Annotated in this window: 21 protein-coding genes and 1 pseudogene; 11 read left to right on the top strand and 11 right to left on the bottom strand. The window is 67.3% G+C overall.

The features are described 5' to 3' along the window. Positions 1-207 precede the first annotated feature (207 nt). Genes MQH10_RS00335 through MQH10_RS00325 form a run of 3 tightly spaced genes read right to left on the bottom strand, consistent with a single transcriptional unit; the run spans position 208 to position 3,970 of the window. Complete coding sequence (locus MQH10_RS00335; protein WP_242562084.1) at positions 208-1,086, bottom strand: ribose-phosphate pyrophosphokinase; 879 nt, start codon at positions 1,084-1,086, stop codon at positions 208-210. Continuing rightward, on the bottom strand, positions 1,083-2,615 hold the full coding sequence (locus MQH10_RS00330) for a thymidine phosphorylase family protein (protein ID WP_242562083.1): 1,533 nt from the start codon (positions 2,613-2,615) through the stop codon (positions 1,083-1,085). The genes MQH10_RS00335 and MQH10_RS00330 overlap by 4 nt, the downstream gene beginning before the upstream one ends. Further along, positions 2,612-3,970 (bottom strand): MBL fold metallo-hydrolase RNA specificity domain-containing protein, encoded by a 1,359-nt coding sequence (locus MQH10_RS00325; RefSeq protein WP_242562082.1) that lies wholly within the window; start codon positions 3,968-3,970, stop codon positions 2,612-2,614. Before MQH10_RS00325 ends, MQH10_RS00330 begins: the two co-directional genes overlap by 4 nt. Positions 3,971-4,713: 743 nt before the next feature. On the opposite strand from MQH10_RS00325, the gene MQH10_RS00320 reads away from it, so the two are divergent. Continuing rightward, on the top strand, positions 4,714-5,904 hold the full coding sequence (locus MQH10_RS00320; RefSeq protein WP_242562081.1) for a phosphoglycerate kinase: 1,191 nt from the start codon (positions 4,714-4,716) through the stop codon (positions 5,902-5,904). Positions 5,905-5,974: 70 nt separating this feature from the next. Here MQH10_RS00320 and MQH10_RS00315 read toward each other — a convergent pair whose 3' ends face one another. Beyond that, positions 5,975-6,172 carry a hypothetical protein gene (locus MQH10_RS00315; protein ID WP_242562080.1) on the bottom strand — a complete coding sequence of 66 codons (198 nt, stop codon included), beginning with the start codon at positions 6,170-6,172 and terminating at the stop codon, positions 5,975-5,977. Positions 6,173-6,313: 141 nt separating this feature from the next. Further along, a complete protein-coding gene (locus MQH10_RS00310) occupies positions 6,314-6,901 on the bottom strand; it encodes a helix-turn-helix domain-containing protein (RefSeq protein ID WP_242562079.1) in 588 nt (195 codons plus the stop codon). A gap of 327 nt (positions 6,902-7,228) precedes the next feature. Between MQH10_RS00310 and MQH10_RS00305 the strand changes: the two genes are divergently transcribed. Genes MQH10_RS00305 through MQH10_RS00295 form a run of 3 tightly spaced genes read left to right on the top strand, consistent with a single transcriptional unit; the run spans position 7,229 to position 9,727 of the window. Next, a complete protein-coding gene (locus MQH10_RS00305) occupies positions 7,229-8,686 on the top strand; it encodes a PAS domain-containing sensor histidine kinase (protein WP_419720743.1) in 1,458 nt (485 codons plus the stop codon). After that, positions 8,676-9,290 (top strand): response regulator FixJ, encoded by a 615-nt coding sequence (fixJ, locus tag MQH10_RS00300; protein WP_242562078.1) that lies wholly within the window; start codon positions 8,676-8,678, stop codon positions 9,288-9,290. The genes MQH10_RS00305 and fixJ overlap by 11 nt, the downstream gene beginning before the upstream one ends. Positions 9,291-9,349: 59 nt before the next feature. Next, complete coding sequence (locus MQH10_RS00295) at positions 9,350-9,727, top strand: response regulator (RefSeq protein WP_242562077.1); 378 nt, start codon at positions 9,350-9,352, stop codon at positions 9,725-9,727. Between the two features lie 117 nt (positions 9,728-9,844). Here MQH10_RS00295 and MQH10_RS00290 read toward each other — a convergent pair whose 3' ends face one another. Beyond that, entirely contained in the window at positions 9,845-10,015 is a 171-nt protein-coding gene (locus tag MQH10_RS00290) for a hypothetical protein (RefSeq protein ID WP_242562076.1), read from the bottom strand. Between the two features lie 178 nt (positions 10,016-10,193). On the opposite strand from MQH10_RS00290, the gene MQH10_RS00285 reads away from it, so the two are divergent. Then, positions 10,194-10,754 (top strand): helicase, encoded by a 561-nt coding sequence (locus tag MQH10_RS00285; protein ID WP_242562075.1) that lies wholly within the window; start codon positions 10,194-10,196, stop codon positions 10,752-10,754. A 133-nt stretch (positions 10,755-10,887) separates the two neighbouring features. Further along, positions 10,888-11,244: a response regulator gene (locus MQH10_RS00280; RefSeq protein ID WP_242562074.1), complete on the top strand. Its 357-nt coding sequence runs from the start codon at positions 10,888-10,890 to the stop codon at positions 11,242-11,244. Between the two features lie 33 nt (positions 11,245-11,277). Here the strand turns inward: MQH10_RS00280 and hutC are convergent, their stop codons facing one another. Together hutC and MQH10_RS00270 are read right to left on the bottom strand one after the other, a co-directional pair. Continuing rightward, on the bottom strand, positions 11,278-12,057 hold the full coding sequence (gene hutC / locus MQH10_RS00275) for a histidine utilization repressor (RefSeq protein ID WP_242562073.1): 780 nt from the start codon (positions 12,055-12,057) through the stop codon (positions 11,278-11,280). Further along, a complete protein-coding gene (locus tag MQH10_RS00270) occupies positions 12,054-13,406 on the bottom strand; it encodes a formimidoylglutamate deiminase (protein ID WP_242562072.1) in 1,353 nt (450 codons plus the stop codon). Before MQH10_RS00270 ends, hutC begins: the two co-directional genes overlap by 4 nt. Positions 13,407-13,521: 115 nt before the next feature. Between MQH10_RS00270 and hutI the strand changes: the two genes are divergently transcribed. The 5 genes and pseudogenes from hutI to MQH10_RS00245 all read left to right on the top strand — a co-directional run bounded on the left by hutI (position 13,522) and on the right by MQH10_RS00245 (position 19,324). Next, positions 13,522-14,727: an imidazolonepropionase gene (gene hutI / locus MQH10_RS00265; RefSeq protein WP_242562071.1), complete on the top strand. Its 1,206-nt coding sequence runs from the start codon at positions 13,522-13,524 to the stop codon at positions 14,725-14,727. Next, the gene (gene hutH / locus MQH10_RS00260; RefSeq protein ID WP_242562364.1) at positions 14,712-16,256 is read left to right on the top strand and encodes a histidine ammonia-lyase; all 1,545 of its coding nucleotides are present in this window, start codon (positions 14,712-14,714) and stop codon (positions 16,254-16,256) included. The genes hutI and hutH overlap by 16 nt, the downstream gene beginning before the upstream one ends. After that, on the top strand, positions 16,256-17,068 hold the full coding sequence (gene hutG / locus MQH10_RS00255) for an N-formylglutamate deformylase (protein ID WP_419720742.1): 813 nt from the start codon (positions 16,256-16,258) through the stop codon (positions 17,066-17,068). The genes hutH and hutG overlap by 1 nt, the downstream gene beginning before the upstream one ends. 14 nt (positions 17,069-17,082) lie before the next feature. Beyond that, positions 17,083-18,750 carry a urocanate hydratase gene (gene hutU / locus MQH10_RS00250; protein WP_242562070.1) on the top strand — a complete coding sequence of 556 codons (1,668 nt, stop codon included), beginning with the start codon at positions 17,083-17,085 and terminating at the stop codon, positions 18,748-18,750. After that, a pseudogene (locus MQH10_RS00245) lies at positions 18,642-19,324 on the top strand (HutD/Ves family protein). Before hutU ends, MQH10_RS00245 begins: the two are co-directional and overlap by 109 nt. A 7-nt stretch (positions 19,325-19,331) precedes the next feature. Here MQH10_RS00245 and MQH10_RS00240 read toward each other — a convergent pair. The 3 genes from MQH10_RS00240 to MQH10_RS00230 all read right to left on the bottom strand — a co-directional run bounded on the left by MQH10_RS00240 (position 19,332) and on the right by MQH10_RS00230 (position 23,540). Continuing rightward, the gene (locus tag MQH10_RS00240) at positions 19,332-20,069 is read right to left on the bottom strand and encodes a PepSY domain-containing protein (RefSeq protein ID WP_242562069.1); all 738 of its coding nucleotides are present in this window, start codon (positions 20,067-20,069) and stop codon (positions 19,332-19,334) included. A gap of 4 nt (positions 20,070-20,073) precedes the next feature. Continuing rightward, a complete protein-coding gene (locus MQH10_RS00235) occupies positions 20,074-20,781 on the bottom strand; it encodes a hypothetical protein (RefSeq protein ID WP_242562068.1) in 708 nt (235 codons plus the stop codon). Between the two features lie 71 nt (positions 20,782-20,852). Next, complete coding sequence (locus MQH10_RS00230) at positions 20,853-23,540, bottom strand: TonB-dependent receptor domain-containing protein (protein ID WP_242562067.1); 2,688 nt, start codon at positions 23,538-23,540, stop codon at positions 20,853-20,855. Positions 23,541-23,880: the final 340 nt, after the last annotated feature.

The following is a 23,880-nucleotide window of genomic DNA, read 5'->3' as shown; positions in this document are numbered from 1 at the left end:
GGTCCGATCATCCACGGTCGGCGAAGGCGCACTCTCCCGACAACGACGCCGCACACCGCTGAGCCTTACGCACTGGGATGCCCTTCGGCCTCCCCACGCTCCAGAATTGGGAGAGCCGAGCTGAGCAGAGGGGTCTGCAGCCCGAGGCCGGTAGCGAGGCGAGCGGGCTCCCAGAGCCCCAGGCCCGCGTGAGATCGGCGGTCGGGTTCAGACGCGCAACGCCGTGCTCAGCAGATCCGCGAGATAGATCTCGTTGCTCGGGTGGGGAACCGCATCGGTGGACACGACCCGCTGCGCCGTCTCGGTGAGGCGCTGATAGGCGTCCTGGGCGAAGAGGGCGTGGACGCCGACGCAGACCGGCGCAACGAAGCCCGCGGCGATCAACCCCTGTGTCGCTTCGATCATGGTTCGACCCGAGGAGACGATATCGTCGACGAGCACGGGCGTACGGCCACGCCAGGCTTGGAGGTCCGGCAGGGAGATTCGGACGTCGCGATCCCCGAAGCGCTCCTTGCGAAGCACCACCGCTGGTGCGCCCGCGCCCTCGGCGACCTCCGAGACCCACTGCTCGCTCTCGACGTCCGGACCGATGACCAATGGCTGTGCGACGTTCGCCTTGATCCAGGCGGCGAGAGCCGGGGCGGCATGCACCACGTCGGCGGGGATACTGTAGATCTCTGACAGGCTCTTGCGCCGGTGCAGGTGGGGATCCACCGTAATGATGCGGTCGAACTCCTGCGAGAGCAGGCGCGCGAAGTGCGTGGAGGTCACGGCCTCGCCGGGATGAAACGGCTTGTCCTGGCGCATATAGGCGAGATAGGGCGCGATCAGGGTGAGCTTGGCCGCGCCAAGTTCGCGCGCGGTGCGCGCGGCGAACACCAGACCCAGGAACTGGGGATCGGGCGCCGCCAGCGTACAAACCACGACCAGCTCGGCGCCAGCAACGTCGCCGGTGAACCGCAGGTAACTCTCACCGTCCGGGAAGCGGCGCGTCTCCAGCGGCGTGGTTTCGATCTCAAGCGCCGTGGCCAGGCGCGTCCCAAAGGCCTCGTTGCCGGGCATGACGAGCAGCAGCTGGCGGGTCACGGTTCGATCTCTACAAGGTCCGCGTTGTGGTTGGCGTAGTCGAGGGCGTAGGCGAGTTCGCCCGGAGACTGGGCGTGCACGATCATCAGCGGCTGCCCCGCCGCCACCTCGTCGCCAAGCCGCACCTTCATGGCTACGCCAGCGGCCTTGGCCTCTGGTGCGCCGGCCAGCTTGGCCAACCGGGCGACTTTGCGATTGTTGACATGCACCACGCGCCCGCCGCGCTGGGCGCCGAGCGGTTGCGTCTGCGCGGCGGATGGCGGGGTGTGCAGTCCGCCCTGGGCCTCGCAGATGGCCTGGAATTTCGTCCACGCCCGGCCGTCGTCGAGCGCCTGGGCCGCGAGCGCAGCGCCCTCGCCGGGCTTCGCCAGGCCGCCGAACTCCAGGGCGGCGCCGGCCAGAACACAGGCGTGCGCGCGCAGGTCGCGGGGGGCGTCCGCCGCGCCCTGCAAGACCGCCAGGACATCCAGGGCTTCGAGAGCCGGGCCGATGCCGCGCCCGACAGGTTGGCTGCCGTCGGAGATCAAGCACTGGGTGGTGAGGCCGAACGCCTGGGCCACGCGACCAAGCGTCTCGGCCAGCCGGAGGCCGGCCGCCTCGCTGCGCACCTTCGCGGTGGGACCCACGGGGATATCGAGCACCACGTGGGTTGAGCCCGCCGCGATCTTCTTGGAGAGCACCGAAGCGACCAGCTGGCCCTCGGTGTCGACGTCCAGCACCCGCTCCACGCGGATGAAGACGTCATCGGCCGGGCTGAGCTTCACGGCGCCGCCCCAGACGATGCAGCCCCCTTCCCGCTCGACCACCCTTCGGATCGCCGGTAGGTCCAGATCGACCGGAGCCAGGGTTTCCATGGTGTCCGCGGTCCCGGCGGGCGAGGTAATCGCCCGCGACGATGTCTTGGGCATTGTCAGGCCGAAAGCCGTGACGATCGCCACCACGATCGGCGTCGTACGGTTGCCCGGCAGGCCCCCGACCGAATGCTTGTCGACGACGATTCCGCCCGACCAGGTCAAGCGCTCTCCAGCGTGGACCATGGCGCGCGTCAGGGCGACTGTCTCGTCATGATCGAGCGGCAGGGCGGACGAGGCGGTCAGGAACGCGGCCAGATGAATGTCGGTGTAGCGGCCCGCCACCACATCGGTGACAATCTCTTGGAACGCCTCGGCGGAGAGGCGTTGGCCATAGATCCGCCGGCGGATGCTGGACAGCGACTCCAAAGCGGGGGCGTGCCGGACCGTGACCGCAGCGCCCTCCTCCACGCCAAGAAGGCTCCAGAGGGATTCCGAGAGACCCGCCTCATCGTGGCCCAGCCAATCGGCGTCGACCTGGTAGAGCGTGGCGTAGGCCTCCCGCCCGTTCGCCGAGAGCGTCACCTGCGCGCGGGCCGTCAGCCCTTCGGCCCGACAGACGTGGCAGTCGGTGCGCATCAGGACGATGGCTTCATGCTGAGTGACCAATCCCAGCCGCCGCACCTTGAGTGGCGGCGCCTGGGGGATCGCGTCCGCAGGCTCCAGAGATGGGCTCACAGCTCGTACTTCTCCATCGGCGCCGACACGGTGCACGACCAGCCGAGCTCTCCCTCGATCCGGGTGCGCAGCGTCTCCGACGCGTCGGGTTCGCCGTGGACGATGAAGGTGCGCTTGGGCGGCCGCTTGAAGCCGCCCAGCCAGCGCAGGATCTCGTCGGCGTCGGCGTGGGCCGAGAGCATCGGCAGGTTCTCGACCTGCGCCTCGATCCGGATCCATTGGCCGTGGATCTTCACTTCCTTGGCGCCACCCAGAAGCGCCGCGCCGCGGGTGCCCGCCGCCTGGAAGCCGGAGAATAGGATCGTGTTGCGTCGATCCGGGCCGTAGGCCTTCATGTGGTGGAGCACCCGCCCGCCGGTCGCCATGCCGCTGGCGGAGATGATCACCTTCGGCATGGTGTTGCGCGTGATCTCCTTCGAGGCTTCCACGTCGCGGGTATAGGTCGCCACCGCACAGGCGGCGCGACAGACCTCCGGCGTGAGCCGGTGGTCGTCCAGGTGGCTGCAGAGCAGATCGCTGACGTCGATGGCCATCGGACTGTCGAGGTAGACGGGCACCAGCCCGATGCGGCCGGCCTGCTTCAACTTCCAGATGTGATAGAGCAGCGACTGCGCGCGTCCGACCGCGAAGGCCGGGATGACGACGGTGCCCCCGCGTTGAACGGTGCGTTCGATCACGCGGCCCAGGGCATCGGTCGGATCGGTCCGCTCGTGGCGCCGGTTCCCGTAGGTCGACTCGACGATCAGGTAGTCGGCCTCGGGCACCACCTCCGGATCGCGCATCATGGCGTCATCGTAACGCCCCAGATCGCCGGAGAAGACCACCTTCTGGCCGGCCCAAGCGATCTCCGCGGTCGCGGCGCCCAGGATGTGACCGGCGCGACGTAGCGTCAGGCGCGCTCCGCCGGGCAGCTCGACGGGTTTGTGGACCTCGGCGGGCGAGAAAAACTCCATGGCCCGCTCGGCGTCTCGCACGCCGTAGAGCGGAAGCGCTGGCTTGTGCCTTGAATAGCCATGGCGGTTCGCATTTTCGGCGTCGCTCTCCTGGATGTGGCCGCTGTCGCGCAGGATGATGTCGCTGAGTTCCAGCGTCGCATGGGTGCTGACGATGTGCTTGCGGAAGCCCTCCTTGACGAGCTTCGGCAGGTAGCCGGAGTGATCGAGGTGGGCGTGGGTGAGGACGACGGCGTCCAAGCCGCCCGGAGCGACCGGGAACGGCGCCCAATTCTGCTCGCGTAGCGCCTTCTGACCCTGGAAGAGCCCGCAATCCACCAGGATCGAGCGGCCGTCGTTCTCGAGCAGGTGTTTGGAGCCCGTGACGGTGCCGGCGCCGCCGAGGCTGGTCAGATGGAGCATGGTGGGTCCTTGTGTAAGAGGCCGACGCCGAGGAGGCTGCTCAGGCAGGTACGGACGCAGCACCGCCGGCGCGATTACAGCTCCGGATCCTCCGATCCCGATGCGCCCGCGCTCAGGATCTGGGTCAGACGATTGAATTTCCGGACCTAATTGTCCGCCAACGTGGCAAGCAGCTGCTCGCAACGCAGTCTCAACTCCGAGGCGGCTGGGTAATCCCCTAACCACCCTCCAAAGGTTTCGATGGCGTCGCGCTCACGCGGGGTCCACCCGTCGGCCCGGACGAGTTCGGAATACAACTCGCGCGCCTGTTTCTTCGGGTCAGGCGCGCTGCCGAACGTCCGAAGACGCTTCCTCGCGGCCATGAGGGCTTCACTGCGACTCGCTGACATCCAGAAACCTCGACGGGCCAATTAGGGAGGTGACGCCCTGAAGCTGGCAGGTATTACCAGGCCGAGCCCGATCAAGTATGGGCCGCCAGGGAGTGGAACGACCAGATTCTGACGCATTGGCGTTCGGTTTAGATGGGCGAGTGTTCCTGCTTGCCGCATGGCGTCTCCGCCCCATCGGCCGCACCACGACCCGTCCGGGCCGACGGGCCCACAACGCGAAAACCCTCCCGGCGTAATGGGTTGGACCGATCACGCGTCTCCTCACCTAAGCACCGGAGGCCTGCAGGGCGACCTGGCCTCTTAAGCTTGAGCTGCCCAGCTACATGCATTGGCTAGTAAAGGCGCGCAAGAACCGTGGGCTTTCGAACACTGGGCGACGCCGACGTCGCGAGTAAGCGAATCCTGGTCCGGGTCGACTTCAATGTCCCCGTGGAGGCCGGTCGCATTGTCGATGACGCTCGAGTGAAGGCGGCGCTTCCCACCATTGCAGACCTACGCAAAAGGCGCGGGCGAGTGATTTTGATCTCCCACTTTGACCGGCCCGAGGGCCAGCGCGTCCCGTCTATGAGCCTTCGCCCGCTCGCGCCCATCCTGTCCCAGCTGATCGGCGCCCCTGTCGCTTTCGCAGAGGACTGCATCGGGCCGATCGCCTTGGGGGCTGTCGACAAGCTCCGCGATGGCGACGTTCTCCTGCTGGAGAACCTGCGCTTCCATCCGGGCGAGGAGGCGAACGACCCGGCCTTCGCCCGCGCCCTGGCGGCGCTGGCCGATCTCTACGTCAACGACGCGTTCTCGGCGGCGCACCGAGCCCACGCCTCGACGGAGGGCGTCGCGCACCTTTTGCCCGCCTACCCCGGCCGCTCCATGCAGACGGAACTGGAGCACCTCGAAAGGGCTCTGGGCTCGCCCAAGCGGCCGGTGATCGCTCTGGTCGGCGGGGCGAAGGTCTCGACCAAGATCGACCTCCTGAACAATCTGGTCGGCAAGCTGGACTACCTCGCCATCGGCGGGGGCATGGCCAACACCTTCCGTTTCGCCCAAGGCCATGACGTGGGCGCCTCGCTCGCGGAGAAGGAGCTGGCCGAGATCGCCCTGAAAATCCTCGACAGGGCCCAGGCCCTAGGTTGCCGAGTGCTGCTGCCCACAGACGTGGTCGTGGCCGAGACGCTGGACCCGGGCGCCCCATCGCGTGTCATTGAGCTCGACCAGATCCGGCCGCAGGAGCGCATTCTCGACCTGGGGCCCGTCAGCCTCAGGCAGATCCTGGCGGCCATAAACGAATCGGCGACCCTGATCTGGAACGGGCCGCTCGGAGTCTTCGAAGTTCCGCCCTTCGACGCCGGAACCTTGCAGGTCGCGCGCCATGCCGCCGCCCTCGCCAAGTCGGGCAAGCTGATCGCCGTGGCCGGCGGCGGAGACACGGCGGCGGCGCTAGGCGCTGCAGGCCTTGCCGATGACTTCAGCTTCGTCTCGACCGCCGGCGGCGCCTTCCTCGAGTGGATGGCGGGAAAGACCTTGCCCGGGGTCGCGGCGCTGGATTCTTGACCCTAGCTGCACCTTCGCTATGCGACGAGCTTGGCTAGCCTGAGGGTTCCCGCGCCGGCGGCCGCGCCGACTAACGGTTCGATTCCTGTTTGACGCGGAACAGCTCCGTGTCGCCAAAGAAGACATCGACAGCTTCGCACTCGGGGTGGTTCACGAGTAAGGCGCGCGCCCTCTGCAGGACCTCGGCGTCGGTCTTGCAGGTCGCCGCCTGGAATTTCTGCGGTTCGTCGCCGTCGCCGCGAAGGAAGAGCGCATAGGTCTTCAGCATGAAAGGTCCCGTGCAACAGAACGCGATGCGCGCGCCTTGATCCGAGTCAAATGCGCGGGGCCACGTGGGCGTCCACGCGCACCGATCATGGGCCCGATCTCCCGCCCCCGCATCGATGCCCGCGCGGAGGCGTCGGGAGCCTCAGGCGGCGAGGTCCATCAAGGTTTGACGCTCACGCAGGACGACCTGGCGGCGGGTCGGAAGCTCGATGACGCCGTCGTCCTGCAGTTGGGTCATCGTCCGCGAGACCGTCTCAATGGTGAGGCCCAGGTAATCGGCGATGTCTTGGCGCGACATCGGCAGCTCGACCCGGTTCGGCGCGGGAATTCGCTCGGCCATATCCATCAGGAACCAGGCTAGGCGCTCTGAGGCCGTCTTGCGGCCGAGGATCAGCATGTGTTCCTCACTGCGGAGAAGTTGGTGCAGCGTCAGGGCCAGGAGCTTATGGGCCGTTGCGCCGTCGGTCATGGCCCGTTCGGAGAGCTGGCCGCGCCGAACGGCGACCACCTCGCAATCCGTCACCGCCTCGGCGGACGCCTGATGCACTGCGCGGGCATGCAAGCCGAATACCTCGCCCGGCAGGAAGAACTCGGCGATCTGGCGGCGACCATCGGCCAGAATCCGGTAGGTGCGCACGACGCCCTTCAGGACCCGGTAGACGCAGGTAGCGGGCTCGCCTTCGCCGAAGATCTCTTCGTTGCGCCTCCAGGTCATCCGCACCCCGGCCACGCCGAGGTGGTCCGCTGACGATCCCGACGCTTGGTCGGTCAGCGCCGAGCGCCCCTTGAAATCATCGCGAAGGATGGTCCGGGTCGCGGCGAGGGAAGATTGGAGATGCATCGGTTCGCTCCTGGACGCATGTTGACGTTGGAGCCATGGGTAGGCGGACCAGGCCTCGGACTAAATTCGGGAGATCACACACTGGGGATTCTACGTAAGGCCAAGTTTCCGCAATTCGATGTAACTTGTTGGGGTGTCTGAGGTGGGCGGGGTCGTGGTTTGCGGGCTGAGGTGAAGCTTAGGAAACTTCTCGCGGCTGAGCAGTGGACAGGGAGCTTGGCCCTGCGCTGCTTGATTGCGCTCGGCTTGGTGAGCGCCGCCGCGGTCGCCGAGCTGGCCTTCGCCGCGAAGGCTGAAGGAATGGCGACCTACCTGTTCATGACGGCGGCCGTGGGCATCGCCGGCATCTACGGCGGTGCAGCGCCCGGCGGGCTGGCGACGGCAGTCGGCGTCGCCTATGGGCTTCTCTGGGGGAGCGTCCATTCATCCGAACCCCCGTCGGTAACGCTCGCCCGGGGGGCGGTGTTCGTGGTTATCGGTCTCGGCGCGGCCTGGGTAGGGGCGCGCCGGCGAATCGCGATCCGTGCCGGCGAAAAGACCAACGCTGATCTCACGGCCCAGCAAGCTCACCTTCGCTCGATCCTGGAGACCGTGCCCGACGCCATGGTCGTGATCGACAGCCAGGGCCTGATCCAGTCGTTCAGCAAGGCGGCGGAGCGCCTATTCGACTATTCATCGGCGGAGGTCGTGGGCAAGAACATCAAACTTCTCATGCCCTCGCCCTATCGCGAAAACCACGACGGCTATTTGGAGCGATATAATCGGACGGGCGAGCGGCGGATCATCGGCAAGGGCCGCGTCGTCGTCGGCGAGCGCAAGGATGGCTCGACCTTTCCGATGGAGTTGTCGGTGGGTGAAATGCAGTCCGGCACGAGCCGCTTCTTCACCGGCTTCGTCCGTGACTTGTCGGAGCGCCAGCTTACCGAGCAGCGCTTGCACGAATTGCAAAGCGAACTCGTCCATATCTCCCGCCTGACCGCCCTGGGTGAGATGAGCTCCGCCCTGGCGCACGAATTGAACCAACCCCTCTCGGCCATCGCCAACTACCTGACCGGGGCGCAGCGGCTGCTGGCGCGCCAGCAGGACCCAACCTCCAAGAGGGTCAGCGTGGCGCTGAACAAGGCCGTCGAACAGGCGCTCAGGTCTGGCGAGATCATCAGGAGGCTGCGCGAATTCGTGGCGCGCGGGGAGACTGCGCACCGGGCCGAGAGTGTGGCCAAGCTGGTCGAGGAAGCGAGCGCGCTGGCCTTGGTCGGCGCCCGGCAATTGGGCGTCCGGGTTGTGTTCGACCTGGCCGAACAGGCCGACCATGTGCTCGTCGACAAGGTCCAGATCCAACAGGTCGTGCTGAACCTGATCCGCAACGCCGTGGAGGCGATGGCCGACAGCCCGCGGCGCGAGCTGACGGTGGCCAGCGCCCCGCGGCCAGACGGCATGGTCGACATCAGCATCGTCGACACCGGCCCAGGCATCGCCGTGGATGTGGCCGCGAAATTGTTTCAGCCGTTCGTTACGACCAAAGCGAATGGGATGGGGGTCGGACTCTCGATCTGTCGCACCATTGTCGAGGCCCACGGCGGACAGATCTGGGCCGAGCCCAATTCCGGCGGCGGGACGGCATTCCACTTGACCGTGCGGCAGGCGTCAGCGGAAGAATTGGCCCATGTCGGCTGAACTTCTGGTCCATGTGATCGACGATGACGAGGCGGTGCGGGACTCGCTGGAGTGGGTGTTCGAGACCGCTGAGATCCCCGTCCGCAGCTATGTATCGGCTGTCGCCTTCCTGGAAGAGCTTGGACCGGAGCCCTCTGGCTGCATCGTCACCGACGTACGAATGCCGGACATGAGCGGCCTCGATCTGCTGCACGCCCTTCGGGATCGCGGCGTCCAGATCCCGGTGATCGTCATTACCGGCCATGGGGACGTTCCTCTGGCTGTCGAGGCCATGAGAGCGGGCGCCCAGGACTTCCTGGAGAAGCCCTTCGAGGAAGCGCGCCTGCTCGCCAGCGTGCAACGCGCCTTTGAATATGACGCAGGCCGGCCGGTCAGCAAGGAACAGTCGGACGCCCGTGAGCGGATCGCTCGACTGTCGCAGCGCGAGCGGCAGGTCCTCAAGCGTCTTGTAAACGGTCAAGCCAACAAGACCGTGGCCTGGGAACTGGGGATCAGCGCGCGCACCGTGGAGGTCTATCGGGCCAAGCTGATGGAGAAGATGGAAGCGGGCGCCTTCGCCGATCTCGTGCGCATGGCGCTGCAGGCTGGCGACATCGAGGCATAGGTCGATCTGGTTTGCTTCAGATCAAAGCCGGGCCGCTCTCCGCCACGGCATGATTGCCCATGCCTTCGCCCAAGCATTCACGCCTCATCGCCGTCATCGAAGATGACCGCGCGGTCCTAGATGCGCTTGAGTTTACGCTTCAGACCCAAGGCTATGCGGTATGCCCCTTTGAGCGTGGCCGCGATGCCCTGAGAAGTCGTAAGATCACGGGCGCCGATTGCCTGGTGATCGACTACGCCATGCCGGAGATGGACGGCATCACCCTTCTGCGGGCGCTCCGGCGCCGCGGACTCAAATGCCCGGCCATTATCATCGCCAGCAATCCCACGCTCGAGTGCCGGAGAGGGGCGTTGGCGGCCAATGCGCCGCTGATCGAAAAGCCGTTGATGGACGATGTTCTCGGCCGTCGTATTCGGGACGAAATCTCCAGAAAATAACGAGACTGCGCTCCCTGCTGGCCCCCCGGCGGACCTCGCAGCATTCTTCGATTCATCGGCCGAAGGGCTTAAATTGGTCCATTCGACGATGTGCGAAAGGCCGCAAACCGAGGTCCTTTAGGAGTTTGGCCGCAGCCGTACGCCAGGTCCTAGCGCGCCGGCATCATCGCCTTCCAGGAACATGACGCCGGCGTTCTCCAGGGCCCGTCGCACGGCGTCGACATTGGCGGCCGAGCTGCGGCCAGGGCCAACCGGACCCTCCATGCGGACGATGGTTGGAAGCGACACCCCCGACGTCTTCGCCAAGACGGGCTGACTCCAACCGAGCAATGCGCGCGCGGCCCGAATCTGCGCTGCAGTCAGCATGAAGTGATCATGTTATTATCGCAGAAGATGATTTCATGTTGACGTCGCCCGGACCAGGTTCGATGATAAAATCATCATAGGTGATTAGAAGGCTGTGGTCATGGGCTCGCGTCAAAAGGCGGGCGACGGAAGCGTGCGTCTGCCTGAACTCTCGCGGCGCGCGGTTCTGGCGGGAGCATCGGCAGCAGCCTTTGGAGCGGCGAAGCCCGGCGAGGCGGCCGCCTTAACGTCCATCGCCGCGCCGGTCTTTTCGGACGAAGGAGCTAGGCGGTGCGCGAATTGGCTGGCCTTGAACGCCAAGATCGAGCGTCTCCAGTCTCGTTGGGCAAGACTTGAAAGCTGGCTTGTAAGAGAACACGCCTGGTTGCAGATCAGCCCTGTCGAGCAGCAGGCCTTGCCCTGGGCAAAGGAGCTCAGCGACATCGACGGCTGCTTAGACGTGCTGTTCGAGCAGCGCGAGGCCTTGCTGCAATCGATTTCAGTAACCGGCTCCATCAGCCTGGATTCGGTCGTCGCGAAACTGGCCGTAGTGGAACGTCTGATCTGGCGGGAGGAGCATCCCGAAGTCCACGCCCTGGTCACTGGAGCGCGTCGAGATCTCGTCGCCCTCTCGCGCAGTCATCCGCCAGCCGTCGCCGCAAGGGAGCCGCACGCGCTGTAAGCGCCCGCGGTTCCGAGTTCGCCCTTCGTCGCGTCGGTCGCCGCCTGCCAACTTCCGACTTTGGTGGCGATAATGGTCTAGTAACATTCCCGGCGCGCACTGATTCGAAGGGACGCTTGGCTGGAGGCGCGCCATGGGGGCGGCAAGCGGGCATGTACTGATCGTCGAAGACGAAATGGTCATCGCCTTGGAAATCGAGTCTCAGCTCCGAGAGCTTGGCTATTCGTCATTCGACTACGCGGATAGCCCCGATGCGGCGCTTCGGGCGGCATGTGAGCAGCGGCCGGACTTGGTGACCCTTGATTTCCGCATCATGGGCGGGACAGGTCTGGACGCAATTGCTGGCATTGTTCGAGCCCTTGGCCCCCTGCCCGCCGTAATGATCACTGGCAACTCTGAACATTTGCGGCTGGGTTGCCCCTACCCAGTGGTCGATAAGCCGCTAGGGCTGGCGGCATTGCGAGCGGCGTGCCTAGAGGCCGGAGTTTAGGGCAGGCGGCACTTAGGAGCGCTGGACGCTAATTCAGGGATTGAGCCTCGACGCCAAAGGCGTCTGTCGTAAGGCGTCCGCATCGCCATGGGGCGTCGGCTGCGGTGCGAAGCGCGCCACTAGGTCGTAGGCTTCGCCCGGGAAGACCAGGCGCACATGGGTGATACGGTCATCACCTCGCCAAGTGCGGCGTTCGAGCACTAAGCATGCGGCCGTAGTCTCGATACCCAGCAGTGCGGCCACCGGTCGCGTCACATTAGCGGCGCTGATCCGATGTTCGGCCTCGGTCCACGGCACGTGCCCCAGAAGCCAACTGCCTGGCGCGGCGCGCGCGAAGTCGACGTCTTCTGCCTCGGGCACGGTCTCAAGATTGATCAGCCGCTCCTCGAGGGCAAAGGGCCGACCGCTCGCCATATGAAGGCAGCGTAGCGCAAGGACCCGTGCCGGCCGCTCCAACCCGAGTTCTTCGAGGTCACGCCGGTTCGCAATCCGCGCTTTTCGTGACTGTAACTCATAGGCATAAGGCTCGCCCCGCGCCTTCACCTCGGCGGGGATGTCCGGGATATCCAGCACCACGGAGTGGATTCGCGGTCGCGAGACGAAAGAGCCCGCCTTGCGCCGGCGGATGATCAGCCCAGACTCGGCCAATGGCGCGAGCGCCTTGTTCACCGTCATCCTCGAGCAGCCGTATTCGGCCATCAGCTCGTGCTCGAAGGGGATGCGGTAGCCCGGCGGCCATGTTCCCGAAAGAATACGCTCCGAAATCTCGGCGCGTATTCGCTTGTGCAGAGTTGCGTCCTTCGTCTCGGTCATGCGCTCAACAGGCGCTCCAGGGTCAGGCGATAGCGGGCGACGATTCGGTCGCGCGCATAAAGGCGCCCATCTTCGACCACCTTCCGCCCCGCACGCCAGACGTCCTTCACCAGCCGCGACCCGCCCGCGAACACATAGCCGTCCAAGATCGCGTCCCCGGTGCGGCCGGCGAGGTCCGGATGTCCGGCGTCGAGCGTTACCAGATCGGCAGGCGCACCCTCCGAGAGCCCAGTCGGCTGGCCCAGCGCCTGGGCGCCGCCGGCCAGGGACCGGCGATAGAGCGCCGCGCCGGTGGAGGCCCCCGCTCCCCCCGCCAGGACGTTGCGGGCGCGGGCGCTCAGCCGCTGCCCGTATTCCAGCAGCCGCAACTCCTCGGCCGCATCGATCCGCACATTGGAATCGGAACCCACGCCGATCGCGCCGCCGGCGTCGAGGAAGGCCGCTGCGGGGAAGAGCCCGTCGCCAAGGTTGGCCTCGGTGATCGGACAAAGGCCGGCCACGGCGCCGCTCCGCGCCAGCCGCGCCGTCTCATCGGCGGTCATGTGCGTGGCGTGAACCAGGCACCAGCGGGCGTCGACCGCAGCATTGTCCATCAGCCAGTCGACGGGGCGCGCGCCGGACCAGGCCAGGCAATCGTCCACTTCCCGCAGTTGCTCGGCGATGTGGATGTGCACCGGACCCGCGCCGCCACTGACCGCGGCTAGTTCCGAGCGGGTCACCGCCCGCAGGCTGTGCGGCGCGGCGCCGACGACCGCGTCGGGCAAGCCGGCCACCGCGGCGCGACTCGCCTCCAGCAGGCGGGCATAGCCGTCGGCATCGGTCACGAACCGCCGCTGCCCGTCGGTGGGCGGCGCTTCGCCAAATCCGGCATGGGCGTAGAACACCGGCAGCAGGGTTAAGCCGATCCCGCTCTCGGCGGCGGCGGCGGCGATCCGCTCGCCCATCTCGGCGGGGTTCGCATAGGCCCGGCCGTCCCGGTCATGATGCAGGTAGTGGAACTCCCCCACCCGCGTGAAGCCGGTCTCCAGCATCTCCATAAACGCCAGGGCGGCGATAGCTTCGATGTCGTCCGGCTCCAGTCGACCGACGAAGCGGTACATCAGCTCGCGCCAACTCCAGAAGCTGTCGGCGGTCGGTCCCCTCGCCTCGGTCAGTCCGGCCATCGCGCGCTGGAACGCGTGGCTGTGCAGGTTCGGCAGTCCCGGCAGGGCGACGCCGCCACGCTGGTCATCGGCCGTCGGATCGGCGCCCACTACGACTGTCTCGATCCGGCCACCAGCCAGGGACAGGCGTACGGCCCTCGCCCACCCATCGGCCAGCAGGGCCGTCTCGAACCACAACGTCGTCACCCTGGATCCCCTGCGCCTGCGGGCCTGAAAATACACTTACCCACCAAGCTTATGTCTATACAATATAACGACGCCCGGCTACGACTGGCGCAGGCGGGGCTTGAGGGAGGATTCCGTGCGCTGCGATCGGCTTTGGCGCAACGCCCGGCTCGCGACTCTCGCGCCGGACCGGCCGTTACTCGGCGAAATCGACCGCGGCGTGGTCGCCGCCGCAGACGGCCGGATTCTATATGCGGGTCCGGAGGCCGGCGCCCCGCAACTCGACGCCGCGGACACCGTGGATTGCCAGGGCCGCTGGATCACCCCGGGCCTGATCGACCCCCACACCCACCTCGTCCATGGCGGCGACCGCGCGCAGGAATTCGAGCTGCGGCTGGCCGGCGCCAGCTACGAAGAGATCGCCCGCGCCGGGGGCGGCATCGTCTCCACCATGGCCTCGACGCGCGCGGTCACCGAGGACCAGTTGGTCGCCCAGGCCCTACCTCGCCTGGACGCGCTGATCGCCGAGGGCGTCACTACCGTCGAGATCAAGTCCGGCTACGGCCTCGCGCTCGAGCACGAGCTGAAGTCGCTGCGCGCCGCGCGCCGGCTGGGCGCGATGCGGGACGTCAGCATCGTCACGACCTTCCTGGGCGCCCACGCCCTGCCCCCGGAGTTCGCGGGCGACGCCGAAGGCTACATCGACCTCGTCTGCCGCGAGATGATCCCGGCCGTCGCCGCCGAGCGCCTGGCCGACGCCGTCGACGCCTTCTGCGAGGGGATCGGGTTCACCCCGGCCCAGACCCGGCGGGTGTTTGAAGCCGCCCGCGCGCACGGCCTGCCGGTCAAGCTGCATGCGGAGCAACTGTCCAACCTGCACGGCGCCGCGCTCGCGGCCGAGTTCGGCGCGCTCTCCGCCGATCACCTGGAGCACCTCGACACGGCAGGCGTTGCGGCTATGGCGGCGGCCGGGACCGTCGCAACCCTGCTGCCTGGGGCCTACTACTTCGTCCGCGAAACCCAGTCCCCGCCGATCGCCCCCCTACGCGCCGCCGGCGTGCCGATCGCGCTGGCCACCGACAGCAACCCCGGCACCTCGCCCCTCACCTCGCTGCTGCTGACCCTGAACATGGGCGCCACCCTGTTCCGGCTCACGGTCGAGGAGTGCCTGGCGGGCGTCACGCGCAACGCCGCGCGCGCGCTCGGCGTCGGCGGCGAGACCGGGACGCTGGAAGCCGGCAAGCGCTGCGATCTGGCCATCTGGGACATCGAGCACCCCGCGGAGCTCGTCTACCGCATGGGATTCAACCCGCTGCATGCCCGCGTCTGGAGAGGCCGTTGACTGAAGTGCTGATGCGGCCAGGGGCGACGCCGCTCGCGGCGTGGCGGGAGATCTATCGCGGCGCGGGCGTCAGGCTGGACCCCGCCGCCGCCGGCCCGATCGCCCAAAGCGCCGCCGCCGTCGCCCGGATCCTCGCGCGCGGCGAGCCGGTCTATGGGATCAACACCGGCTTTGGGAAGCTCGCCAATGTCCGCGTCGCAGCCGGCGACCTCGCCACCCTACAACGCAACATCGTGCTGTCCCACGCCGCCGGGACCGGCGATCCCGCGCCAACCGCCGTCGCGCGCTTGATGATGGCGCTGAAGCTGGCCAGCCTGGCGCAGGGCGCTTCCGGCGTGCAGCCGGCGACCGTCGCCCTGCTGGAGAGGATGATCACGGCCGGCCTCACGCCGGTCGTGCCGAGCCAGGGGTCGGTCGGCGCCTCCGGGGATCTGGCCCCACTGGCGCACATGGCGGCGGCGATGATCGGGGTCGGCGACATCGAGGCTGCGGGCGTTCGCCGCCCGGCGGCTGAGGCGCTGAAGCAGGCCGGCCTCGCCCCGCTGGCACTGGGGCCCAAGGAAGGTCTGGCGCTGCTGAACGGCACGCAGTTCTCCACCGCCTATGCGCTGGCCGGCCTGTTCGACGCCGAGCGCCTCTTCCAGACCGCCCTGGTCACCGGGGCGTTGGCGACCGAGGCCGCAAAGGGCTCCGACACCCCCTTTGATCCCCGCATCCACCTGCTGCGCCGCCAGCCCGGCCAAATCGAGACCGCAGCGGCCCTGCGCCATCTGATGGCCGGCTCAGCCATCCGCGCGTCGCACCTGAAGGACGACGAGCGCGTGCAGGACCCCTACTGCCTGCGTTGCCAGCCGCAGGTGATGGGCGCGGCGCTGGATATATTGCGCCAGGCCGCGCAAACGCTGGCCTTCGAAGCCAACGGCGTGTCGGACAATCCGCTGATCTTCGCCGACACCGACGAGGCGCTCTCCGGCGGCAACTTCCACGCCGAGCCGGTCGCCTTCGCCGCTGACATCATCGCGCTGGCGGTCTGCGAGATCGGCTCGATCGCGGAGCGCCGTATCGCCATGCTGGTCGACCCGGCGCTCTCCGGCCTGCCGGCGTTCCTGACGCCGAAGCCTGGGCTCAATTCCGGGTTCATGATCCCGCAGGTGACCGCCGCGGCCCTAGTCTCGGAGAACAAGCAGCGCGCCTATCCGGCCAGCGTCGACTCCATCCCGACTTCGGCGAACCAGGAAGATCACGTCTCGATGGCGGCCCACGCCGCCGCGCGGCTGCCCGCCATGGTGCGCAACGCCACCGCCGTGATCGGGATCGAACTGCTGGCCGCCGCCCAGGGCTGCGACTTCCACCGGCCGGTCGCCTCCAGCCCGGCGCTCGAGGCGGCGCGAGCGACCCTGCGCGCCTGGGTGCCCATGCTCGAGGACGACCGTCATTTCCACCCGGACATGGAGACCGCCAACGACCTGGTCCGCTCGGGTGACATCATCGACGCCGCCGCGGCCGTCGCCCTGCCCGGGGTAGCCTGATGGGGTGGCTCGAGGTCGCGCGCGGCGACGCGCCCCTGGTGGTCAGCTTCCCGCACACCGGAACGGAGATCCCGGCGGAGATCGAGGCGCGGCTCGCATCCCCCTGGCTCGCCCGCAAGGACGCCGACTGGTGGGTCGATGAGCTGTACGGCTTCGCGGCCGACCTGGGCGCGACTACCGTCCGCACCGCGATCTCGCGGACGGTCATCGACGTCAATCGCGACCCCTCGGGCGCCTCGCTCTATCCCGGTCAGGCGACGACGGACCTCTGCCCTACCACCACCTTTGACGGCGAGCCGCTCTATCGCCCCGGCGAAGCCCCCGACGCGGGCGAGATCGCGCAGCGCCGGGACCGCTATTTCACGCCCTACCACGCCGCTCTGCGGGCGGAGCTCGATCGCCTTCGCACGCGCCACGGCAAGGTGGTGTTGTACGAGGCCCATTCGATCCGCTCACGGGTGCCGCGGCTGTTCGAGGGGGAGCTGCCGAACTTCAACCTCGGGACCAACGGCGGCGCGAGTTGCGACCCTTCCCTGACCGCCGCGATCGAGACGGCCTGCGACGCTCGTCCGTTCAGCCGCGTCACCGACGGCCGCTTCAAGGGCGGCTGGACCACTCGCCGCTATGGCCGGCCCGAGGCCGGCGTGCACGCGATCCAGATGGAGCTCGCCTGCCGCGGCTACATGGACGATCCCGACGCGCCGCCGACGCCGCAGACCTGGCCGTCGCCGTTCGATCCCGACCACGCCGCGCCGATGCGCGCGGTCCTCACCGACGTCCTGAAGGCGGCGCTCGCCTTCACCCGTTCCTGAGCCCCAAGAGCCCCATGACCCGTAACGACCCCACCCGCGTGATCCGCCCCGCCATGGGCTCCGAGCTGAGTTGCAAGAGCTGGCTCACCGAGGCCCCGCTGCGCATGCTGATGAACAACCTGCACCCGGACGTGGCCGAACGCCCCGAAGAGCTGGTCGTCTATGGCGGCATAGGGCGCGCCGCCCGGGACTGGGAGAGCTTCGACAAGATCGTTGAAACCCTGCGCCGCCTGGAGGATGATGAGACCCTGCTGATCCAGTCCGGCAAGCCGGTCGGCGTCTTCAAGACCCACGCGGATGCGCCGCGGGTGCTGATCGCCAATTCCAACCTGGTTCCCAAGTGGGCGACCTGGGAGCACTTCAACGAGCTCGATCGCAAAGGCCTGGCTATGTACGGCCAGATGACCGCCGGCTCCTGGATCTATATCGGCGCCCAGGGGATCGTGCAGGGCACCTACGAGACTTTCGTGGAGATGGGCCGCCAGCACTACGCCGGGGACCTCGCCGGCCGCTGGCTGCTGACCGCGGGCTTGGGCGGCATGGGCGCGGCCCAGCCGCTAGCGGCGGTGATGGCGGGCGCTTCGTGCCTGGCGATCGAGTGCCAGCCCTCGCGCATCGAGATGCGGCTGCGCACCGGCTATCTCGACCGCGCGACCGAAAGCGTCGACGAGGCGCTCCAGATCATCGAACAGTCCTGCCGCGACAAGGCGCCGGTCTCAGTCGGCTTGCTGGGCAACGCGTGCGAGCTGCTGCCGGAGATCTTCGCCCGCGGCGTGCGGCCGGATCTCCTCACCGACCAGACCTCGGCCCACGACCCGATCAACGGCTACCTGCCGAAGGGCTGGACCCTGGAGCGTTGGGCGGCGATGCGCGAGCAGGACCCGACCCAGGTCGAAGAGGCGGCGCGCGCCTCCATGGCCGAGCACGTCCAGTCGATGCTGGCGTTCCGCCGGGCCGGGGTTCCCACGGTCGACTACGGCAACAATATCCGCCAGGTCGCCAAGGACGCGGGCGTCACCGACGCCTTCGATTTCCCGGGCTTCGTGCCGGCCTACATTCGTCCACTGTTCTGCCGGGGCGTCGGGCCGTTCCGCTGGGTGGCGCTCTCCGGCGACCCCGAAGACATCTTCAAGACCGACGCCAAGGTGAAGGAGCTGATCCCCGACGATCCCCACCTGCACAACTGGCTCGACATGGCCGGCCAGCGGATCAAGTTCCAGGGGCTGCCGGCGCGCATCTGCTGGGTGGGCCTCGGCGACCGCGACCGGCTCGGCCTGGCGTTCAACGAGATGGTGGCGAAGGGCGAGCTCAAGGCGCCCGTCGTCATCGGCCGCGACCACCTGGACTCCGGCTCCGTCGCCTCGCCCAACCGCGAGACCGAGGCCATGCGCGACGGCTCCGACGCGGTCTCCGACTGGCCGCTGCTCAACGCCCTGCTCAACACCGCCTCGGGCGCGACCTGGGTCTCGCTGCACCACGGCGGCGGGGTCGGCATGGGCTATTCGCAGCACGCCGGCATGGTCATCGTCTGCGACGGGACCGAGGCGGCCGCCAGGCGCATCGCGCGCGTGCTGTGGAACGACCCGGCGACCGGCGTCATGCGCCACGCCGATGCCGGCTACGAAATCGCGCTGCGCGTCGCCCGCGAGAAAGGCCTCGACCTGCCGGGCATCGTCGGGTGATCGTCACGCGGCTGGCCGGAGCCGACCGCCATGCGGTCGCCTGGAAGAACGGCGGCGGCGTCACCACCGAGATCGCCGCCGCCCCGCCCGGCGCGGGCCTCGAGGACTTCCACTGGCGCGTCAGCATGGCCGAGATCGCCGCGGACGGGCCCTTCTCCACATTCCCGGAGGTCGATCGGACGCTGGTGATGCTCGAGGGCGGCGTCCGGCTGGCCGTCGCCGGCCGCGACCCGATCGACCTGACGCCGGCGTCGCCGCCCCTCGCGTTTCCGGGCGACGCGGCCGCCGCCGCGAAGCTGACGACCCCCGCGCGCGCGACCTGAATATCATGGTCCGTCGCGGACAATGGCGCGCGCAGGTGAAGCGGCTTGAGGTGTCAGGCGAAACGGCCCTGCGGTTGAGGGACCATCTGATGCTGCTGTTCGTCGCCGCCGGCCAGGTCTCGCTGGCCGAGGCCGGCCTGACCCTCGACCCCCTGGACGCCGCCCACGTCCGCCACGGCGCTGGACAGTTGCTGACGCTGCGCAGTCCGTCGGCGGCGGTCGCGTACCTCGTGGCGCTCTACCCGCTCTAGGCCGGCGCTACCGCGCGCCGGTTTTGGCGGCGGCGCGTAGCCGCGCGATGGGATCGAGCACCCAGCTGAAGTCGGACCTGCGGAAGCTGCGGAAGAGCAGGATAAGACCGCTGAGCGCCAGCCAGACGATCCCCGTCGCCACCGTGATGATCAGCGGATGATTGAAGCTCTCGCGCTTGGTGTAATCCATGATGTGGATCATCCAGACGAAGTCCCAGAGCCGCCAGGCGTCGTTCTTCGCACCCAGCACCTGGCCGGTCCCGGCCGACACGAACAGCGCCGTGTGGTCCTTGTCGGCGAATTCGACTCGCCAGACCGGCCGAGCGAAGGTGCGGGTCTCGAACGTGCTTTCCGTCACCGGGGCCACCGACCTTACCGGTTCCGCGCCCCGATAGGCCGACACCGCCAGGCTCCGGGCGCGGTCGGCGTCGATGACGACAGGCCGGCCGTCCGCGGCGTCGATCAGGCGAACGCCATCGGTCGTCGCCGCCTCATAGACATACCGGCCCTGCAGCGGCTTGAGCTCCAGCCGCAGGATCGGCGCGCCGGCGGCCTGGGCTACGCGGGCCAGGGACACCGGTTGCTCCAAGCGCGGGACATCGGCCGGGGGGCGGATAACGCCCTCGGCGGCGACCTTGTGGTGGTCGAGGAGCGCCATCGCCGCGCCGCTGAAGGTCCACAGCACAAACTGCAGGCCGACGATCAGGCCGATCCATTTGTGCAGCCATCGGAGGAACAGGATCATGAAGTCACGCGACCGATCTGCGCGCGCGGCGCCGCCGCCGGAAACTGTAAAGCAGCAGCCAGGCGCCGGTGAGCGACGTCGCCAGGGCCATCCAGGTCGCCACGCGCAGCAGGATGTTGTTCACGTCCGTCCGGTTTTCGTAGTCCATGATGTGGAACATCCAGACGAAGTCGTAGGTCCGCCAGAGGTCATGCCGCCTGGCGACCAGTTCGCCGGTCTGCGGCGAGATGTAGAACGTCGGCCGCCACGCGCCCTCGAACTCCGCCCGCCAGATCGGAGCCGGCCGCGACTTGATCTCCCCCGGGACCTTGGTAAGCAGCTCGAGACTGACGATGTCGCCCTCCCCGGCGTACAACGCCTTGGCCCGCGCGCGGATGTCGGCCTCGCCCAGGGGTGAGAGGGCGCGGCCCGTTCGGGCGTCGAACAGGTCGTGGCCGGCTGTCGTCTCGACGATGTAGACAGGCTTGCCGAGCTGGGTGTCCAGCCGAAGGGACTTCAAGCCGGGCGCCATGTGCGCGAGATGCGCCGGCTCCACGAGGCCCGCGAGCGCGAGCGGCTGCGGCGCGACGGCCTTCACCAGCCGGTCCCCATGGATGATGTCGATGTGGACGGCGCTCATATAGAGGCCGCTCAGCGTCCAGAAGACCGCCTGGACGGCGATGATCAGGGCGAGCCACTTGTGGGTGGTCCGCGCGAGGGCTGGCCAGCGCATTTGGTCCTCTCAAGAAAAGTTCGGGCGCCGACGGCTATGGGACACGCCGCCGACGCCTGATCGTGCGACCGCTAGAACGTGTACTGCAGGCGCACGTAACCCCGGCGACCCAGCAGGTCGTAGGTCATGGTGTCGGTGTTGGCGTCGGTCCAGCTCTGGATGAACGGCGCGTCCTTATCGAACAGGTTGTCGATGCCCACAGCCACATTGGCCTTCTCGTTGATGCGGTAGGACGCTTGCACGAAGTGGTAGAAGACGTTGGACGTCGTCGATCCGATGGCCGTCGGCGCGGCGTTGAAGTCCTTCGCCTTGCCGATCATCTGCACGGACCAGCTGGCGTTCCAGTTGGTGTCCGAGACCGTGAGGGCGGCGTTTGAGCGCCAGTGCGGATAGCCGCCGTTGCCGCCGCCGATCCGCCCGTCAAAGATGATCGGGTCGGCGCCCAGAAACGGGGTGATCTCGTACTTAGCGAGGTAGGTGGTGTTCCAGTCGAGCTCGGCGCGAAGCGACCCAATATCGCGCGTATAGCGGACCCCGAAGTCCACACCCTTCATGACTTCCTTGCCCGCGTTGCTGGGCTGTGAGGAGAGGAAGTTTACCTCGCCGGTCAGGGGGCTTCGGCGGAAGTTGGCGGGCGAGCAGAACGGGTGCGACAGATTCGGGCTGGCGTAGCAGACCGACAGCTTCGTCGAGCCCGGGATGTTGCGAATGGCGTCCGTGATCTGGATGTCGAAATAATCGACCGTCACTGAAAGCCCACTCACGAAGGTCGGCTGGAAGACTGCGCCGAGGGTCAGGTTCTCCGACTTTTCAGGTTGCAGGTTCTGGTTGCCGCCGACGGTGGTGAGCACGGTGTTGCCCAACTGGACGTACCCAGCCGGGACGCCCGAGGCGCGGCAATTGGCGACCAGAGTGGCGTTGCTGCTGGTCGAGTAGCGGCTGCAGGGGTCGGTGGTCGTCAAGTTGCCTTCGGCTACGCCGCCGAACAGCTCCGGAACGCTCGGGATGCGGAAGCCGGTGCCGTAGGTGGCCCGAAGCCTTAGCCCCTGCATGACCGTCCAGTTGAGGCCGACCTTGTAGGTGACATTGTCGCCGAAAAGGTCGTAGTCCGAGTAACGGACGGCGCCGTTGAGCTCCACGCGCTGGGCCATCGGCAGGTCGGCCAGCAGGGGTGCGGAGAGCTCAAGATAAGCCTCCTTGGTCTTCACCTGGCCGCGGATCGGCGACTGCTGGTTGGTGTTAGCTATGCCCAGGACGGTCAGCTGATCCGGGTTCCGGTAGCCGATTTCCTCGCGGTAGACGACGCCCGCCGCCGCAGCCAGAGGGCCGGCCGGCAATTGGAAGAGGGTGCCGGTGACGTCGGCGGTGACGCTCTTCTGTTCGTTGCCGCCCGTGTCGCGGGTGGTCGCCAGGATGTACTTCAACACCTGCGGTGTCAGGTCGCCGAAGCCGAGATAGTCACCGCAGGGGATGGTGGCGTTCGCCGCTGCACTGCAGACGGCCGGGTTCAAAGTTTCCCCCACCCGCTGCAGGTTGGCGATGTTGGTCGAGCCGTCGACCCCGGTCGTCTTACCCCAGTTGCCAGCGACCTCCCAAGTCCAGTCACCCGCGAACTTGCCGCGCGCGCCGCCGACCAGCCGCCAAGTGTCCGTCTCCTGGAAGAACTGCCGCGGACCCGGCTCGGCTAGACGCCGCTGGATCAGGACGATGTTCTGCCCCGTCGGATTGGTGGGATTGGTCGCGGCGATCGACAGGTTTCGGAGCGTGCCGGGCGTGGCGATCTGGTCGGTCTTGCGGTTCGTGAACATGAACTCGCCGAACATCTGCACATTGTCGGTGAGGTCGTAGTCCCCAAACACGCCCACGCTGATCCGCTCGATGGCGCTGACCGCGTTCAAAAAGGGGTTAGAGTTGAAGTTGTGCTTGGCCGCGCTGTAAGGCTCGAAGAAGTTGCCGTTTCCACCAAGTGTCTGGTTGAAGTTGATCTGCTGGCCGTTCGGGAGCACGGCTCGGCCGCCGATGGTCGAGGCGCTGCCGACGCAGACCAACTGGCCGCCGACCTCGCCCAGGCCGCACGGCTCACGGTCGGCCATGTTGACCGGCTTGGTCTTCTGATAGTTGAGCGCCGCGGTGAAGCCGCCTCGCTCACCGCGCTGGCCCCAGAGCAGGTCGCCGGTAAACTCCTCGCCGTCGCCCTTATCGGTGACGCCGTACTTGCCGGTGACCTGCACGCCCTCGAAGTCCGTACGGGTGATGATGTTAACGACACCGGCCACCGCGTCGGCGCCGTAGATTGCCGAGGCCCCGTCCTTAAGGACGTCGATGCGGCCGATGATGGCCGCGGGAATGGTGTTCAGGTCCACCGCGCTGTTGGCGCCGGTGCCGCCGTAGACCACGCGGCGGCCGTTGAGCAGCACCAGGGTTCGGTTGATTCCTAGGCCCCGCAGGTTGACCTGGGCGGTGCCGTAGCCGTTGCCAGTCCAGTAGGCGTTGGTCTGACCGCCGGCGTTGCCGGCCGAGGCGGGCAGGCGTTGCAAAAGCGTCTCCACATTAGCCACACCGGTGCGCGAGATGGCCTCTTCGGTGACGACGGTCGCGGGCCCGACTCCGGTGATGTCGGCGTGCTTGATCCGGCTTCCGGTGACGATAACTTCCGCGACGTCCGCCCCAGCGGCGTCTGCGGCTAGGGCCGACGTGCCGGTCGCCGCCAGCATTATGCATGCGCTCGCAAACAGGAGCCGCTTCGACGTCAGGTTCATGACTTACACCCCCTCTAGGCCATCCCGGACACGCCCCCGACCCTCGTCTGCGCATCCGACGTGCTGCGGTTCTCCCGTCGATCACAACCCGCTGTCAAGTCATGTATATACATAATCGGCCAGTCGCACGCGGCGACGTTTTGCGTCAATTCCGCGAATGTCGCGGTGGGGACAATGCAAATCCTGGGTATGCGGAAAAAACTACCTAGAATTTGGTATAATGTGCAGAATGCTTGCTTTCTGCATGAGAGGAAAAGGTTAGACCCGCCCACGGCTGTGGCGCCCATTTTATATACAGGTGGAATTATAGAACAAACTGTCGTCAGAACCCCGCCACGAT

It is taken from the genome of Phenylobacterium aquaticum (genome assembly GCF_022695515.1).
GTDB classification, from domain to species: Bacteria; Pseudomonadota; Alphaproteobacteria; order Caulobacterales; family Caulobacteraceae; genus Phenylobacterium; species Phenylobacterium aquaticum.
Note: the sequence above shows the minus strand (reverse complement) of the source record. Positions and strands in the feature narration are given on the sequence as shown.